The sequence below is a fragment of the Bradyrhizobium sp. G127 genome (assembly GCF_021502575.1).
Taxonomy (GTDB): domain Bacteria; phylum Pseudomonadota; class Alphaproteobacteria; order Rhizobiales; family Xanthobacteraceae; genus Afipia.
The window spans coordinates 1,339,749-1,355,616 of the sequence record NZ_JAKFGN010000002.1; the positions used below are offsets into that span (position 1 = coordinate 1,339,749).

Sequence of the window (15,868 nt, forward strand, 5' to 3'; positions counted from 1 at the left end):
ATCCCATATTTCCAGAATCTTAGAATTATATGGCCGTAAAATTCACGCAATTGATTTTGCGTCCGAGCACTCCGCTTCATCCACGCAACATTCCGCCGCCAGGAAATCGACCAGCCCGCGCATCGTGTCGTATTCCGCGTGACAGATGAGCGTCACCCCATCCCGCTTCTGAAAAACCAAACCCACCGCCATGAGCGCCTTGAGATGATAGGACATCGTCGAACTGGCGACCTTGAGCTTCTCGCCGAGACGGCCAACGGGCATCCCCGCACGTCCGGCACGAACCAAAGTGCGATATATCTTCAACCGGGTGGGACTTCCGAGCGCCTCAAGGCGAGCTGCTGCGTCATCGATCTTCATGCCGCAACATCCCACTACGATGAGCACAGGTCAACCATATTTCTAGAATTTTCGAACAATCGATCGCAGGAGCGTGGATTGACAGCAGCAAACAAATCCATTAATCTGGATATATGAAAAAAACTGAGGCTATCGACGCATTGGCTGCGCTCGCCCAAGTAACGCGACTAGACACATTTCGGCTGCTTGTGAAGCACGAGCCAGAAGGCGTTCCAGCGGGGGAATTGGCTCGCCGGGTTGGTGTTCCACAAAACACAATGTCGGCTCACTTGGCCATTTTGGCGCGAGCAGGTCTGATCGAAGGCGAACGCGAGAGCCGCACCATCCTTTATCGCGCAAAGATCTCGGCGCTTCAGGAACTCACCTTGTTCATGATTCGGGACTGCTGCGGGGGGCGCGCTGATTTGTGTGAATCGCTGATTGCCAGCCTCCAACCCCGTTGCTCGCCAAAAGGAAAACGATGAGCATTTTCGAGCGTTATCTATCCGTTTGGGTCGCGCTGTGCATCGTGGCGGGCATTGCACTGGGGCATGTCATGCCTGGGGTGTTTGCGACAATTGCTGGCGCGGAAGTGGCAAGGGTCAACCTGCCGGTGGCGTTATTGATCTGGCTGATGATCATCCCGATGCTGCTGAAGATCGATTTTGGCGCGCTCGGGCAAGTCAAAGAACATTGGCGCGGCGTCGGCGTGACATTGTTCATCAACTGGGCAGTGAAGCCGTTTTCGATGGCTCTGCTAGGGACATTTTTTATCGGGCATGTATTCGCCCCCATGCTCCCCGCTGGACAGATCTCGTCCTATATCGCCGGCCTCATTCTTTTGGCTGCTGCGCCATGCACGGCGATGGTGTTCGTCTGGTCGAACCTGTGTGAAGGTGAACCGCATTTCACATTGAGTCAGGTCGCCCTCAACGACGTGCTGATGATTTTCTTGTTTGCACCGCTCGTTGGCTTGTTGCTCGGCGTTGCCTCGATCTCGGTACCTTGGGCCACCTTGCTCCTTTCGGTTCTGCTCTACATCGTTGTTCCAGTCGTCATCGCTCAGCTATGGCGCCGCTGGCTTTTGGTCGAAGGAACTCCAGCTTTCAACCTGGTCATGCACCGGTTGCAACCGGTGTCTCTGGTTGCGTTACTCGCGACCCTGGTGTTGCTATTCGCATTTCAGGGCGAGCAAATCCTGGCTCAACCCTTGGTCATCCTTATCCTGGCCGTACCAATTCTGATTCAGGTCTACCTGAATGCAGGCCTCGCGTATTGGCTCAGTCGGCGTTTCGGAGTCGCGTGGTGTGTGGCCGCGCCGGCCGCCCTTATCGGAGCCAGCAATTTCTTCGAGTTGGCGGTTGCCGCTGCCATTAGCCTATTCGGCCTCAATTCCGGCGCAGCGCTTGCGACCGTTGTCGGCGTTCTTGTGGAAGTCCCGGTGATGCTATCTGTCGTCAAAATCGTGAAAGCAACGCGCGAATGGTATGACGCCGGCTCGTCGTCACCTGCAGCAGCCTCAAAGGTAGAGGGACGGTCGTGAGCATAACGATCTATCACAACCCCGACTGCGGGACGTCCCGCAACGCGCTCGCCATGATCCGCCAGAGCGGTGTCGAGCCAGAGATCATTGAGTACCTAAAAACTCCGCCAACCCGAACCAGATTGCTGGAGCTGATTGCAGCGATGGGAATGTCTGTGCGCGCACTGCTTCGCCAGAGAGGCACACCCTATGCTGATCTTGGGCTCGACGATGCGAAATGGACTGACGACGAACTGGTCGATATAATGCTGACACAGCCTATCCTTATCAATCGGCCGATCGTGGTTACACCGAAAGGCGTCAAGCTCTGCCGTCCATCCGAAGCCATCCTCGATATTCTGCCGAACCCGCATATCGGAAAGTTCGTCAAGGAAGATGGCGAGATTATCAATACAGCCTAAGTTTATTGACTTATCTAACATCCGTCCAAATGCCTTGCCGGTTTGATCCTGCAGCATAGCACGCTCATATTGATCGTCAGGGCAGTATTCGCTTGATCACTATCGGCGTGGCTCCGTTCAAGACTTATCGAAGCTACTTAAACGTTTCGACGTCCGACCCAGCAACCGCTTCTGAAACTATCCGGCACCCGACTTCGGTATCGGGATTTCTTTGGCCATTTGGATCTAGTAGTCTCCTACCTCCACATTCATCGAATGCACCGATTCCCTTTCCGGTCCGCTATAGCTCACCGTAGCGGTATATTCTCATCGTTTGCGGCATTCATACCCACCGGTGAATCCGCCTCCGAGTAAATTCCTTAAGGGCATTTCTTGACAGTGGTTCTCCGCCGCACTGCATGAACACGGCAAATAGCAGAACTGTCGCAATGATAGTTGCAGGGGGCCGCCCCTTCGTGACGATCCCGCAAAAACTCTGCGGCACTACAGATCGGGAAACTTCTCTACAAAGTTTGCCAATCTTTCAATATTAGAAAAGAGGGGGTGTTATTCGGCCTTCGCGAAGCGGTCATCGAGAGCGTAGCCGGCGCCGCGAACAGTGCGGATTGGATCCGTCTCACGGCCGAGATTAAGGAGCTTCCTAAGCCGGCCGATGTGCACGTCTACCGTTCGCTCATCGATATAGATGTCGCGGCCCCATACACCGTCCAGGAGCTGTTCGCGGCTGAACACACGACCCGGATGCTCAAGGAAGAACTCGAGCAGACGATATTCCGTAGGCCCAAGATCGATCGGGCGGCCCGAGCGGGCGACACGTCGCCGGTCCCGGTCCAACTCGATGTCGCCGAAGGCAAGAACCGTGGCGAGACGCTCGGGACTGGCGCGCCGCAAAAGGCCTTTCACGCGGGCCAAGAGCTCGGGCACGGAGAACGGCTTAACGATGTAGTCGTCCGCGCCGGTGGCAAGCCCCCTCACCCGTTCGCTTTCCTCGCCGCGCGCGGTCAGCATGATGATCGGAATTTGCTTGGTCTCCTGCCGTGCGCGCAAGCGGCGGCAAAGCTCAATTCCGGACAGACCCGGGAGCATCCAGTCCAACACAATGAGGTCGGGGATGTGTTCCTTGAGCCGGGTGTCGGCATCATCGCCGCGGGCGACGGTTTCGACATCGTAACCTTCGGCATCCAGATTATAGCGAAGCAGCGTCGTCAACGCTTCTTCGTCCTCGACCACAAGAATACGGGCGCTCATGTCCGATCCTTCAATTCATTATCCTTCAGTTAGTTGCCTGACGCGGCCGTTGCAAAAGTCGTCATGTCGCCCTTGGGGCGCTGATCGAGCATCTGCTGGCCTTCAATCATGTAGAAAACCGTCTCGGCGATGTTGGTCGCGTGGTCGCCGATCCGTTCGATGTTCTTTGCACAGAACATCAGGTGAATACAGAAACCGATATTGCGCGGGTCTTCCATCATATAGGTCAGCAATTCGCGGAACAGCGAGGTGCAGATCGCGTCCACTTCCTCATCACCCTTCCACACCGTCATCGCGGCAGGAAGATCGTGAGCGGCATAGGCATCCAGCACCGACTTCACCTGCGACTGCACGAGATCGGTCATATGCTCCAGGCCACGGATCAGCTTCAGCGGATGGAAATCGCTGTCGAGCGCGGCGACACGCTTCGCGATATTCTTGGCGAGATCACCGATCCGCTCAAGGTCGATGGCGACACGCATGGCGCCGACTATCTCGCGCAGGTCCACAGCCATCGGCTGCCTGCGCGCGATGGTCAGCACGGCGCGCTCTTCAATCAGGTGCTGCAGCCTGTCGATGTCGAGATCGGAGGTCACGACACGATTGCCCAGCGTCACGTCGCGCCGGATCAGCGCATCGACAGAATCGACGATCTGCCGTTCGGCCAAGCCCCCCATTTCGGCGACAAGCCGGTTGAGTTCCTGAAGGTCTTCGTCGAACGCCTTGGCGGTATGATCTGAACCCATGATATGTCTCTCCCGCAAAATGCGCGTCAGCCGAAGCGGCCGGTGATGTAATCCTGCGTGCGCCGATCGGTCGGCGACGTGAATATTTTGTTGGTATCGTCGAACTCGACTAGCTCGCCAAGGTACATGAACGCGGTCTTGTCCGATACACGGGCCGCCTGCTGCATATTATGCGTCACGATGGCGATCGTGTAATCTTCCTTCAGCTCCTGGATCAATTCCTCGACCTTGGCCGTCGAGATCGGATCAAGCGCTGAGCAAGGCTCGTCGAACAGGATGACTTCCGGCCGAACGGCGACCGTGCGCGCGATGCAAAGGCGCTGCTGCTGGCCGCCCGACAGGCTGAGGCCACTGGCATTCAGCTTGTCCTTGACCTCGTTCCAGAGTGCGCCGCCCTTCAGCGCAGCCTCGACGCGGCCGTCCATTTCCGACTTCGAGATCTTCTCATAAAGCCGAATGCCGAATGCGATGTTTTCATAGATGGTCATCGGGAACGGCGTCGGCTTCTGGAACACCATACCAATACGCGCCCGCAACAGATTGAGATCCAGCTTCGGATCGAGGATGTTGGTGTTGTCCAACATGAGCTGGCCTACGGCGCGCTGCCCCGGGTAGAGGTCGTACATGCGGTTGAAAATCCGCAGCAGGGTCGACTTGCCACAGCCCGACGGGCCGATGAACGCGGTCACACGGTTCTCGCCGAGAACCAGGTTGATGTTCTTCAGCGCATGGTTTTCGCCGTAGTAAAAATTGAGGTCGCGCGCGGTCACCTTGGCTCGTGCGTCCTGATGAATGGCTGCACCCGGTACGGGCGCGCCACGAGATGTGTCTACGCTAACAGAAAGCTGCTCGTTCATTTCATCGTCCTCTCGGCGCCGAGAATGCGTGCGCCAATGTTAAGGGCAAGTACGGTCAAGGTGATCAGCAAAGCCCCGGTCCAGGCAAGTTGTTTCCAGTACTCGTAGGGACTCTGGACGAAGTTGTTGATCGTCACCGGCAGGTTAGCCATCGTCTTGGTAAGATCGAGGCTGAAGAACTGGTTGCTGAGCGCGGTGAACAACAGGGGCGCCGTCTCGCCGGCGACACGTGCCGTCGCCAGCAGCACGCCGGTGATAAGGCCGGCACGCGCAGCACGATAGGCGATGCGCTTGATGACGAGTGAGCGGGGCAAACCAAGAGCTGACGCAGCTTCCCGCAGTGGATTGGGAACCAGTCCGAGCATATCCTCGGTGGTACGCACCACGACCGGGATGACGATGACAGCCAAGGCCAGCGTGCCAGCCAATGCCGAGAAGCCGCCCATCGGCACCACGATTGCGCCGTAGACGAACAGGCCAATGATGATCGACGGCGCGCTCAGCAGAATATCGTTGATAAAGCGGATCACTGAGGTCAGCCGGTCGTGCTTGCCGTATTCAGCAAGATAGGTGCCGGCAAACAGTCCGATCGGCGCGCCGATGCCGACACCGAGCACCGTCATGATGATCGAACCAACGATGGCGTTGAGCAATCCACCTTCGGTTGAGCCGGGCGGCGGCGTATTTTGCGTGAAGACCTGAAGATTCAGGCCCGCAAGGCCGTTGTAGAACAGCGTGAACAGGATCAGCGCCAGCCAAGTGACGCCAAACACGGCCGCGCCGAGGCACAGGAAGCGGATCACGATGTCCCAGCGGCGGCGGGAAGTATAAATCGGGTTCATAATTTAGTTTCCCGCCTTCTTCTCAAGACGCATCAGCATGAGCCGCGCAGCAGCCAGCACGAAGAATGTGAGAACAAACAGCAACAAGCCGAGCAGAATGAGACCCGACTGATGGAGGCCGTCGCTCTCGGCGAACTCGCTGGCGATGGCGGCTGAAATCGTCGTGCCCGGGGCAAAGACCGATGAGGATATCCGGAACGAATTGCCGATGATGAACGTGACGGCCATCGTCTCGCCGAGCGCACGGCCGAGCGCAAGCATGATGCCGCCGATCACGCCAACCTTTGTATAGGGGATCACGACGTTGCGGACGACTTCCCATGTGGTGCAGCCGACGCCGTAGGCCGCTTCCTTCAACACCGGCGGCACCGTCTTGAACACGTCGACTGAAATCGAGGTGATGAAGGGCAGCACCATGATCGCAAGAATCAGCGCTGCGTTGAACAGGCTGAGATAGGACGGCGGGCCGGCGAAGATGGAGCCGAGGACGGGAACGCCATCAAACAGCCGGATCATGAAAGGCTGGAACGTATTCGCCAGGAACGGGCCCAGCACGAAAAAACCCCACATGCCGTAGATGATCGAAGGAACGCCGGCTAGCAATTCGACCGCCATCCCGATGGGGCGGCGCAGCCATTGCGGACAAAGCTCGGTCAGGAAAATTGCGATGCCGATCCCGACCGGGATGGCGATGATCATCGCGATGATCGACGTCACCAGCGTGCCGTAGATCGGACCGAGCGCACCGAGCACCGGAGGATCAGCCGATGGCGCCCAGCGCTGCGTCCAGAGAAACGCGAAACCGTACTCCTTCATCGCAGGCCATGCACCCGCAATCAGGGAGAGAATGATGCCACCGAGAATGAGAAGAACGGCAAGTGCGCAGGCTCGGGTGGTCCAATAGAAAGCCTTGTCGCCGAACTTGAATGCGCTCAGAGCTTTTGCACGATCGTAAGGCCCGGCTGCTTCCATTGAGGTGCTCTGAACGGCCATCTCTGCCACGCTAGTCCCCTGTCGAATTATTCTAGTTGAGTCTGGATGCTGCGCACATCATGCGGGCACCGAACTTTGTCACCGAGAAAGACGGAGGAGAGGCAGGCCTCTCCTCCGGAAAACTTGCTTAGCTCTTGATGTCAGCCGACCATGTCTTTTCGATCAGCTTGACCACGGGCTCAGGCATCGGGATGTAGTCGAGTTCTTCAGCCATCTTGTCGCCCTTTTCGAACGACCACTTGAAGAACTTGATCGCTTCCGCAGACGCAGCCTTGTCGACTGGAACCTTGTGCATCAGGATGAAGGTCGCAGCAGTGATTGGCCACGAAGCTTCGCCCGGCTGGTCGGTCAGGATCACATAATAGCCGGGCGCCTTGGCCCAATCGGCATTGGACGCAGCAGCCTGGAACGCGGCAACAGTCGGCTGGACGGTCTTGCCGGCCTTGTTGATCATCGCGGCGTACGTCAGCTTATTCTGCTTGGCGTAGGCGTACTCGACATAACCGATCGAGTTCTTGGTCTGGCCGACGTTGCCGGCGACACCTTCGTTACCCTTGGCGCCGACGCCGGTGGGCCACTCAACAGCGGTTCCTTGACCAACCTTGGCCTTCCACTCGGTGCTGGCCTTCGACAGGTAGTCGGTGAAGTTGAAGGTCGTTCCCGAACCGTCCGAACGGCGCACCACAGTGATGGCGTCCGACGGCAGCGCGAGTTTCGGGTTCAGCTTAACGATCGCGGGGTCGTTCCACTTGGTGACCTTGCCCAGATAGATGTCACCGAGCAGTTCGCCGGACAGCACCAGTTCGCCCGGCTTGATGCCTTCGAGGTTCACGACGGGCACGATCGCGCCCATCACCATCGGCCACTGAATGAGACCGTCCTTCTCGAGCTGTTCGGCCTTAAGCGGCGCGTCGGTCGCGCCGAAAGTCACGGTCTTGGCCTGGATCTGCTTGATGCCAGCGCCGGAACCGATCGACTGATAGTTCAGGCCGTTGCCGGTCTCCTTCTTGTAGGCATCGGCCCATTTCGAATAGACGGGGAACGGGAACGTCGCGCCCGCTCCGGTGATGTCAGCGGCAAAGGCCGACGTCGACGCGGCAACAAGGCCGGCAGCGACGATTGTTTTGATGAAATTCACTGGGTCTCTCCATATTGTGAGCGAGGCACCATCGTGGGATCGCCTCAAGGCCGCCTCTTTAGGAGACTGAGCCTGCACTTTTTATGTAAGCTGCATGACAGTCGTATGACATCGCGGCGCGTCATGCTTCTTAGTCAAATACTTGAATTATAAAAGGAAATTCCACAGCCCCAGAGTCTCGCAAAAGTTAGTACGCAGAATACGAAGAAAAATATGCAAGGTTATGGTCTTGGAAGGGTTCGATTCAGTCGCCCGTAATCACATACCGAGATGATATGGACTGAGAACTTACAATGCTTGTGATCGCCACGACCGCGTTGGCCACAATCGACCTGGCCGAATGTGGGCGATGCAGACTACGGTGATATCGTGAGATTCCGCCCTTTCGCAGCGGCGTTCGCACTTTAAGCTAGACAATGCGATTGCATAGAGAACTAGCTCGCCGCCGAACATGGGCTCGGCGGCGGCTCATTGTCAGTCACTGTCCAAATTCTGACTTCAGATGATTTTCGACCTGCCGCACGAGGGATTTAGGCAGCGGCACATAGTGCAGCGATTCTGCCTGTGCTTGTCCGCTTTCCAGCGCCCATTTGAAGAAATCCATAGCGACCTTCGAGCGCGACATGTTCTTTGGTTGTTTATGCATGATGACGAATGCCGTGGCGGTGATTGGAAACGCGTTCTCACCAGGCGCGTCGGTCATGATCAAAAAGAAGTCCTTTGATGCGCCCCAGTCAGCCCCAGCCGCGGCGGCCTGAAACGTCTCGGCGCTTGGCTGAACGAACCGGCCGGCTCTGTTCTGCACAAGTCCGTATGCTAGCTTGTTTTGCACGGCGTAGGTGTATTCAACGTAGCCAATCGAATTTTTAGCCAGCGCGACAAAAGCCGCGACCCCATCGTTGCCTTTGCCGCCTGCACCTACCGGCCATTCAACCGTCGTTCCTTCACCAACCTTCTGCTTCCATTCGGGGCTCATCTTGGCAAGATAGTTGGCCCAATTAAAAGTCGTCCCCGATCCGTCGGAGCGGTGAACGACGGAGATAGCCGCTGCAGGAAGATTGATGGTTGGGTTCAGCGAGCGGATCGCTGGATCATCCCACGATTTGATCTTACCGAGGAATATGTCGGCCAAAACAGTTCCCGTAAAATGCAGGTCGCCTGCACGGACGCCCTCGATATTTACGACTGGAACAACGCCCCCAATCACCAGAGGAAACTGCCTTAACCCGTCCTTTGCCAATTCATCCGGCTTCAGTGGCATGTCGGAAGCACAGAAGTCCACGATAGATGAGCGTATCTGCTGCAAGCCGGCGCCAGATCCGATCGACTGGTAGTTGATCTTGTCGCCTGTCTTCGTTTGGTAGTCAGCTGCCCACTTCGAAAGAATCGGAAAAACGAACGTCGATCCCGCCCCGGCAGTTTCGGCTGCGCCTGCAGCGGCCACTGGAAAACTGATTGCAGTGGCCAGAACGAGTGCCTGACAAAGCTTGTGCATTTGGCTCCCCTTTTGCTATATGTCTATCAGTCTCGACATACAGACTACATGTGATGGGGAAATGACAGCAAAACCGACACAAAAACCTTGGCCCGTCATCAGTGGGTCACTTAACTTGTCGATTAGTATCGACATAAAAGAAGGATATCGCGAGGGCTGACGATGGATCAGGCAAGCGTCATTGAAACCGCAATCGAAGGTTTTGGATCACTCGCGCAGCCAACCAGGCTCCAGGCGCTGCGGCTTTTGCTTGCGGCTCATCCTGAAGGCGTCGCTGCGGGAGAGATCGCCCGGCGATGTGAGGTCCCTCACAATACAATGTCGAACCATCTTGCGATTCTCACGCGCGCCGGCCTGATTGCCGCAGAGAAAGATGGGCGGACGGTGAACTACCGGGCCGACGTCAACGGCTTTCGCGGACTAATCGATTTTCTGGCGCGTGATTGCTGCAACGGGAAGCCGGAACTATGCGGCATTCTTCCAGATGCGAGCGTGACCTCGATCGAGAAGAACGAGACCCAGCCAGACGTCATAGCGCCCGCCTTCAACGTGCTGTTCCTCTGCACGCACAACTCCGCACGGTCGATCATGGCCGAGGCGCTTCTGACCAAGATCGGCAGGGGACGTTTCAACGTCTATTCCGCGGGATCAGATCCGGCGAAAGCCCCGATGCAGGAGGTACTCGATCGATTGAGCCACTTGGGCCACGACATCACCCATCTGCGATGCAAATCGTGGGATGAGTTCTCTGGATCGGAAGCGCCTCGGATGGATTTTGTCATTGCACTTTGCGACACGCCGCAAGGCCAGTTCTGTCCCGATCTCGGAAAAAAGTTCGTCACCGGTGCCTGGCCTCTCCCGGACCCCGCGCAGTTCACCGGATCCAAGTCGGAACGAACCACGCTGTTGAACGAACTCTACGCAATGATCCGGCGCCGCATCGAAATCTTCGTCAGCCTGCCGTTCGCCGCGCTCGACCGCATGGCGCTAAAGGCAAGGTTGGACGAAATCGGCGACACCACGCGCGTATCACCCTAATAGGAGTTCATATGAAAGTTGGTATCAACGGCATGGGCCGCATGGGGCGGCTGGTGCTGCGCGCGGCATTTGGCGGAATTCACCGTCCGGACAGCGATCCTCGATCGCAAAACCGGCTCGACATCGTTCACATCAATGAAGTCAAAGGTGGAATTGAGGCAACCGCTCATCTGCTCGAATTCGATAGCATCCATGGGCGGTGGAACATCCCCATCGAAGTTGAAAATGAAAAATCGATCACTGTTGGTCGAACGCGAATCGGATTCAGTGAGCTTGGAAGTCCGGGTGAAGTGGCTTGGGGCGATCTCGGCTGCGATGTCGTGCTGGAGTGCACCGGCAAGTTTTTAAAGCCAGACCAGCTCAAAGCCTACTTTGATCGGGGTGTGAAAAGAGTCATCGTGGCAGCGCCCGTTAAGGATGAGGCGGCGCTCAATATTGTGGTGGGCGTGAATGACCAACTCTATGATCCTGCAAAACATCGTTTGCTCACTGCTGCGTCCTGCACAACCAATTGCCTGGCACCGGTCGTAAAGGTTATCCAAGAAGCGATCGGCATTCGGCATGGACAAATTACCACCATCCACAACCCCACGAATACGAACGTCGTAGTCGATGCGCCCCATAAGGACTTGCGGCGAGCGCGATCTGCAATGGCGTCAATGCAGCCTACAACGACCGGAAGCGCCACCGCCATATCGCTGATCTATCCCGAGCTTAAGGGCAAATTGAATGGCCACGCCGTGCGAGTGCCGGTTCTCAACGCCAGTCTGACGGATTGTGTATTTGAATTGAAACGTTCGACGACTGTTGAGGAAGTCAACGCTCTATTTAGATCAGCGTCCCAAAGCGTCCTGGCAGGCATTCTCGGCGTGGAGAGCCGCGCGCTTGTTTCGGCTGACTACAATAACGACCCGCGCAGTTCCATCGTAGACGCGCTTAGTACCATGGTGACCGACGAAACGCTCCTCAAGGTCTATGCTTGGTACGACAACGAGATTGGGTATGTCTGCCGCATGGTAGATTTGGCGAATATCGTCGCGAGGGCTGGCACATGACAGCGACCGCAAGAAACTATCTCATCGTAACCGCGTCGTATTGGGGGTTCACTCTTGTTGACGGCGCGTTGCGTATGCTGGTTCTGTTTCACTTCTTTCGCCTCGGATACACGCCCTTCACGTTGGCTTTTCTGTTCCTGCTTTACGAAGCGGCTGGCATCGCGGCAAACCTTGCCGGTGGCTATTTTGCTTCCAAGTACGGAATTCCCCGCATGCTTGCGGCCGGGCAAGTTCTGCAGATCGCCGGATTGATCATGCTGTCGTTCCTCGATCCGCAGTGGAGCGCCGCATTTTCCGTTGCGTGGGTCGTCGCAGCGCAGGGGGTGGCCGGTGTCGCTAAGGATCTGACCAAGACCGCCTCTAAATCTGCGATCAAAGCAACTTCATCCGAAGGAAGCGGCCAACTTTTCCGGTGGGTTGCTTGGTTCACGGGATCGAAGAATGCAATGAAGGGTGTCGGCTTCTTCGTGGGCGGACTGCTCCTCGACGTCCTCGGCTTCAGACCCGCTCTTTGGGCGATGGCCGCCCTGCTCGGCGTCATCTTTCTGGCAGGCTTGTTCCTCCTGCCGCGCCAGCTTGGCAAAGCCAAATCGTCCAAGACGATAAAAGAGCTTTTCGGCAAAACGAGGGGCGTCAACCTCTTGGCAGGGGCACGCATTTTCATGTTTGGCGCACGCGATGTCTGGTTTGTCGTCGGTTTGCCCGTCTTCCTGTATGCAAACGGCTGGCGCTTTCTTGAGGTCGGCGGCTTTCTCGCTGCATGGACGATAGCCTACGGCGGCATCCAGGCGATTGCGCCCTCGTTGGTTAGGCGAAGCGCGGATGGATTAAGCCGGGAGGTTCCAGCGGCGCGGATGTGGGCACTCGTCCTTGCAGCCATTCCGATTTTGCTGGCGGTCATCATGCACACGGTCAACGTTGGACGGCCCGATCTCATGGTGGTCGCGGGGTTGGCTCTGTTCGGCCTTCCCTTCGCCGTGAATTCCTCGCTGCATTCGTACCTCATCCTCGCATATGCAGGATCCGAGAAATCTGCCGAGGATGTCGGCTTCTATTATGCAGCCAACGCTGCGGGCCGACTGCTCGGCATCACATTATCTGGTTTACTCTACCAGATCGCTGGAATGACGGGATGCCTTATCGGCTCGGCTATCATGCTGGTGCTGTGCTGGCTACTAACCTTCGCCTTGCCCACCTCCACACTCCCGATCAACGCAAGACCGGCAACCTAGGACTTATCGGGCGCAACGAAAGCATGCCAGATCATGCCCGCTGGAGCGGTTGACAGCAATCAGCGAGCGCAGTTCCCGACCGTCTTTACGAGGAATAAATATCTACGCCGGCAGTTTACACATCGCCGCGCTGTTTCGGACAAACTGGCGAGCCCTCACCTATCTCTTCACAAGCTCTCGCAATATCCATTCCGTACCGGGAAATTCATTCGTCATACCATGTGAGCGAAGGACGGCGGGAGTCATCCGCCTGCAGTAGCCAAATAGCTCAATGACAATTTCTGAGGGCGATGAGCTAAGTATCCGGCCGTTGATAATCGCCCCATCCACCAGAAGTATTGGCAAGTCGACACCGTTTGGTGGACACGAAGAGCGGGTATCCGCGACCAGCCAGATCGAAGTGCCCGTCTCGAGTGTCCATGAATTTGTATGTGCCGCCCAGCCCATGGCCTGCTCCGGGAAACGGGTTGCAGCGTCATAGGAGCGCGCGTCACTTCAAATTTGACTATTGCCAATAACTCCGGAGCGGCAAATCGCCGTCGCATCGGTCCTGAATGAGGTCGGACATCAGGCTTTCTATTGAATTGTTGCTCGCGCACATAACCGATTTGCGCGCGCGTTCGGGTCGATCGCAACTTCAGCACCAGCATTCCCAGGTTCCAGCACATCGTTGAGCTGGTTCCAACCGCGCGGTTCATCACAGGTTGCCACGCGACATCGCAGTTTTGAGAACCGTCAACTTTGTTCACTCAGTGAGGCGTATCGTCATACAAAGTGGTTGAAATCCGTGAGCTTTGACGTTTTGCCCCAGATTTTTACAAACAAAAAACAAAAACAGGAAATAGGACTGCACCCTACCCAACGATTACCGAAAACACCGCGAGGTCCGGAGTGCGTGTTCCATTCACAATGTCGAAAACGGGGCTTGGGTTTAGAGCTCGATCGGCCGAGCGCGATCTTCGGACGGACGCGGCGAGCATCAGGTCGATCGCAATAGCGATCAATGCAGCGTTGACAGCAGCTGAGAAAGAAAGAGATGGTCTTCGTCTTCGCCTTGACGACACACTCGCGCGAGCCGCGGTTGCACAAGGCAATGGAACAGACGACTATCTGACGCGCGAGGATCTAGATACGCAACATCTCAACTTGTTTGACGCACAAATACGGAATGCGCGTGAGCGCCTTGCGCGCCTTGACGAGAATATTTCTCATTTCCAATTCATCAAAGATACTTTCTTAACCCGGTTCTCCAGGTATTCCGGCTGAACCAATTCTCGATATTCAAGCCGCCTTACTATTCAAGGCGGGCATGGCGGCCGACGCCTGCAAATGCGGATGATTCCAGACGTTTTCCTTCTCTGTGCCGGGAAAGGCCGCGCGTGGCATGTTTACGGCAGTCGGTGCGGGCGCTGGGGAGCAGGACGAAGTGAGCGCCGAAGCTCATCCCCTATCGTACTCGATTGCCTGTCTTGCCATGGCATCAAGGCCCGGCGCGGGAGTGAGAAGATCCTGGAATCGGCCAGTTCGTCGTATGCCGCCGAGGTTCTTTGGGCGATCTCGGTCCAATCATAGCGACGGGCACAATCTCGCCTGAGCGCCTCGCGCTCCGCCGCGCCCAATTTCATAGCAGTCAAGACACGGATCTTTCCGCTCAAATCCGCAATATTGCCCATTCTAAAAACGCGCGCTGCATCACCGATGACTTCCAAATTTGACGGAATATCGCTGACCAGCACGGGCAACCCATAGCTGAGCGCCTCCAAGAGCACGATGGGCAGTCCCTCGTGCGAAGACGGCAAAACAAACAACCCAGCGTGAGCGTAGAGTTGACGTAAAGACTCGCCGCTCTGAAAGCCAGCCATCACGACGTTGTCTGCAAGGGCCGCTTCCGACGCCAGAAGGTCGGCGTACTTGTTCTTGTGATCGATCCGGCCAACTATTGCGAGTTTCCAGCCGCTTAGTCGCGCGTCAGCGAAGGCGCGCAAAAGATCCATCTGTCGCTTCTCGGGAACTAGTCGCCCTACAGTCAAAACATAGCGTCCCGGTTCCAAACCAAGTTCGACCACTTTGTCTGTTCGAGTTGGCGGATCTGAAAACACGACCCCGTTGGGAATGACATCACAGGACTTGCCATATCTGTCCGCGACCAATTTTTGAATGCTTTGGCTGATGGCAATCCGCTTGTGCGAGAAGCGCATCCCTAGTGCTTCGCCGAGGCGCAACACGGTGCGAGCTGCCCAACCCCACTTCTCGCGATTGTAGTCTTCGCCATGGTGGGTGACGATGATCCGCAACCCGAAGATTCGAAGGATGGGCGTGACGAGAGCGGGACCAATGCCCTGGATGTGCACGACTTGCGGCCTGCGAATTCCTGCGACCACAGCACAGATCAGCGAGTGTAGGAGCGCCTCGAAATAGATACTACGCGCGGTCCAGAGCCGAAGCAGCCGAACTCCCTTCCATTCCATAGAGGCTTTGTTATCGACATACGGCGAGCGCACACAAGCAGTCACACGGTAGCCTCGACGGACGAGTTGCGGAGCGAGGTTTTCGACGTGCGTTTCAACGCCACCTTGGACATCGGGAAACCCTCGAAACCCGAAAATATAGATTTCGCCTTTGCCCATTGCGCGTACTCCGCAAAAACTATCTGCCGATAAGGGTGGCAGGCGGGAAATCTGATCGAGATGGTGAGCGCGGATACCTCTTGTTGCTTGTCAATCGTCATCCAGCGCAGCAAGTGCGCAATTTCTCGCACGACGGCTCAAAAGCCAACTTGACGACCGTCAATATCGTCAGGTCAAGCCACGATACGCTTCCGGATATCGGCGTTTATCTTCGTGAGAACTCAGAGGGAGACGATGCGGGTGCTACGTAGCAAGGCAGCCGACTACTCTGTCCGTCGCCTATCCGAAATCGAAAATAACCTCGGGTCGACGAT

15 protein-coding genes are annotated in these 15,868 nt (G+C 56.5%); 6 read left to right on the forward strand and 9 right to left on the reverse strand.

Features of this window, described 5'->3' with window-relative positions:
* Window positions 1-42 precede the first annotated feature (42 nt).
* Window positions 43-360: an ArsR/SmtB family transcription factor gene (locus LVY71_RS18485; protein WP_235101302.1), complete on the reverse strand. Its 318-nt coding sequence runs from the start codon at window positions 358-360 to the stop codon at window positions 43-45.
* Between the two features lie 113 nt (window positions 361-473).
* Between LVY71_RS18485 and LVY71_RS18490 the strand changes: the two genes are divergently transcribed.
* The 3 genes from LVY71_RS18490 to arsC are packed head-to-tail and all read left to right on the forward strand — an operon-like array spanning window position 474 to window position 2,283.
* Window positions 474-824, forward strand: a complete 351-nt coding sequence (locus LVY71_RS18490; protein ID WP_235101303.1) for an ArsR/SmtB family transcription factor — start codon at window positions 474-476, stop codon at window positions 822-824.
* Window positions 821-1,882, forward strand: coding sequence for an ACR3 family arsenite efflux transporter (arsB, locus tag LVY71_RS18495; protein WP_235101304.1), 1,062 nt, complete (start codon window positions 821-823; stop codon window positions 1,880-1,882). The genes LVY71_RS18490 and arsB overlap by 4 nt, the downstream gene beginning before the upstream one ends.
* Window positions 1,879-2,283 (forward strand): arsenate reductase (glutaredoxin), encoded by a 405-nt coding sequence (gene arsC, locus LVY71_RS18500; protein ID WP_235101305.1) that lies wholly within the window; start codon window positions 1,879-1,881, stop codon window positions 2,281-2,283. The genes arsB and arsC overlap by 4 nt, the downstream gene beginning before the upstream one ends.
* Window positions 2,284-2,829: 546 nt before the next feature.
* Here the strand turns inward: arsC and phoB are convergent.
* From phoB to pstS (LVY71_RS18535), 7 genes are all read right to left on the reverse strand, one after another.
* On the reverse strand, window positions 2,830-3,531 hold the full coding sequence (gene phoB, locus LVY71_RS18505; protein ID WP_235101306.1) for a phosphate regulon transcriptional regulator PhoB: 702 nt from the start codon (window positions 3,529-3,531) through the stop codon (window positions 2,830-2,832).
* 29 nt (window positions 3,532-3,560) lie between these two features.
* Window positions 3,561-4,277, reverse strand: coding sequence for a phosphate signaling complex protein PhoU (gene phoU, locus LVY71_RS18510; RefSeq protein ID WP_235101307.1), 717 nt, complete (start codon window positions 4,275-4,277; stop codon window positions 3,561-3,563).
* 26 nt (window positions 4,278-4,303) lie between these two features.
* The gene (pstB, locus tag LVY71_RS18515) at window positions 4,304-5,134 is read right to left on the reverse strand and encodes a phosphate ABC transporter ATP-binding protein PstB (RefSeq protein ID WP_235101308.1); all 831 of its coding nucleotides are present in this window, start codon (window positions 5,132-5,134) and stop codon (window positions 4,304-4,306) included.
* Window positions 5,131-5,976, reverse strand: coding sequence for a phosphate ABC transporter permease PstA (pstA, locus tag LVY71_RS18520; protein ID WP_235101309.1), 846 nt, complete (start codon window positions 5,974-5,976; stop codon window positions 5,131-5,133). The genes pstB and pstA overlap by 4 nt, the downstream gene beginning before the upstream one ends.
* Window positions 5,977-5,979: 3 nt before the next feature.
* On the reverse strand, window positions 5,980-6,969 hold the full coding sequence (gene pstC, locus LVY71_RS18525) for a phosphate ABC transporter permease subunit PstC (RefSeq protein ID WP_235101549.1): 990 nt from the start codon (window positions 6,967-6,969) through the stop codon (window positions 5,980-5,982).
* Window positions 6,970-7,096: 127 nt separating this feature from the next.
* On the reverse strand, window positions 7,097-8,107 hold the full coding sequence (gene pstS / locus LVY71_RS18530; RefSeq protein ID WP_235101310.1) for a phosphate ABC transporter substrate-binding protein PstS: 1,011 nt from the start codon (window positions 8,105-8,107) through the stop codon (window positions 7,097-7,099).
* Window positions 8,108-8,585: 478 nt separating this feature from the next.
* Window positions 8,586-9,602 carry a phosphate ABC transporter substrate-binding protein PstS gene (gene pstS, locus LVY71_RS18535; RefSeq protein ID WP_235101311.1) on the reverse strand — a complete coding sequence of 339 codons (1,017 nt, stop codon included), beginning with the start codon at window positions 9,600-9,602 and terminating at the stop codon, window positions 8,586-8,588.
* Between the two features lie 162 nt (window positions 9,603-9,764).
* Here pstS (LVY71_RS18535) and LVY71_RS18540 point away from each other — a divergent pair, with 162 nt between their 5' ends.
* Genes LVY71_RS18540 through arsJ form a run of 3 tightly spaced genes read left to right on the forward strand, consistent with a single transcriptional unit; the run spans window position 9,765 to window position 12,927 of the window.
* Window positions 9,765-10,640 carry a metalloregulator ArsR/SmtB family transcription factor gene (locus tag LVY71_RS18540; protein ID WP_235101312.1) on the forward strand — a complete coding sequence of 292 codons (876 nt, stop codon included), beginning with the start codon at window positions 9,765-9,767 and terminating at the stop codon, window positions 10,638-10,640.
* 11 nt (window positions 10,641-10,651) lie between these two features.
* Window positions 10,652-11,695, forward strand: a complete 1,044-nt coding sequence (locus LVY71_RS18545; protein ID WP_235101313.1) for an ArsJ-associated glyceraldehyde-3-phosphate dehydrogenase — start codon at window positions 10,652-10,654, stop codon at window positions 11,693-11,695.
* Window positions 11,692-12,927, forward strand: a complete 1,236-nt coding sequence (arsJ, locus tag LVY71_RS18550) for an organoarsenical effux MFS transporter ArsJ (RefSeq protein ID WP_235101314.1) — start codon at window positions 11,692-11,694, stop codon at window positions 12,925-12,927. Before LVY71_RS18545 ends, arsJ begins: the two co-directional genes overlap by 4 nt.
* A 1,388-nt stretch (window positions 12,928-14,315) precedes the next feature.
* On the opposite strand, the gene LVY71_RS18555 is transcribed toward arsJ, so the two are convergent.
* Window positions 14,316-15,554 carry a glycosyltransferase family 4 protein gene (locus LVY71_RS18555; RefSeq protein ID WP_235101315.1) on the reverse strand — a complete coding sequence of 413 codons (1,239 nt, stop codon included), beginning with the start codon at window positions 15,552-15,554 and terminating at the stop codon, window positions 14,316-14,318.
* Window positions 15,555-15,868 lie beyond the last annotated feature (314 nt).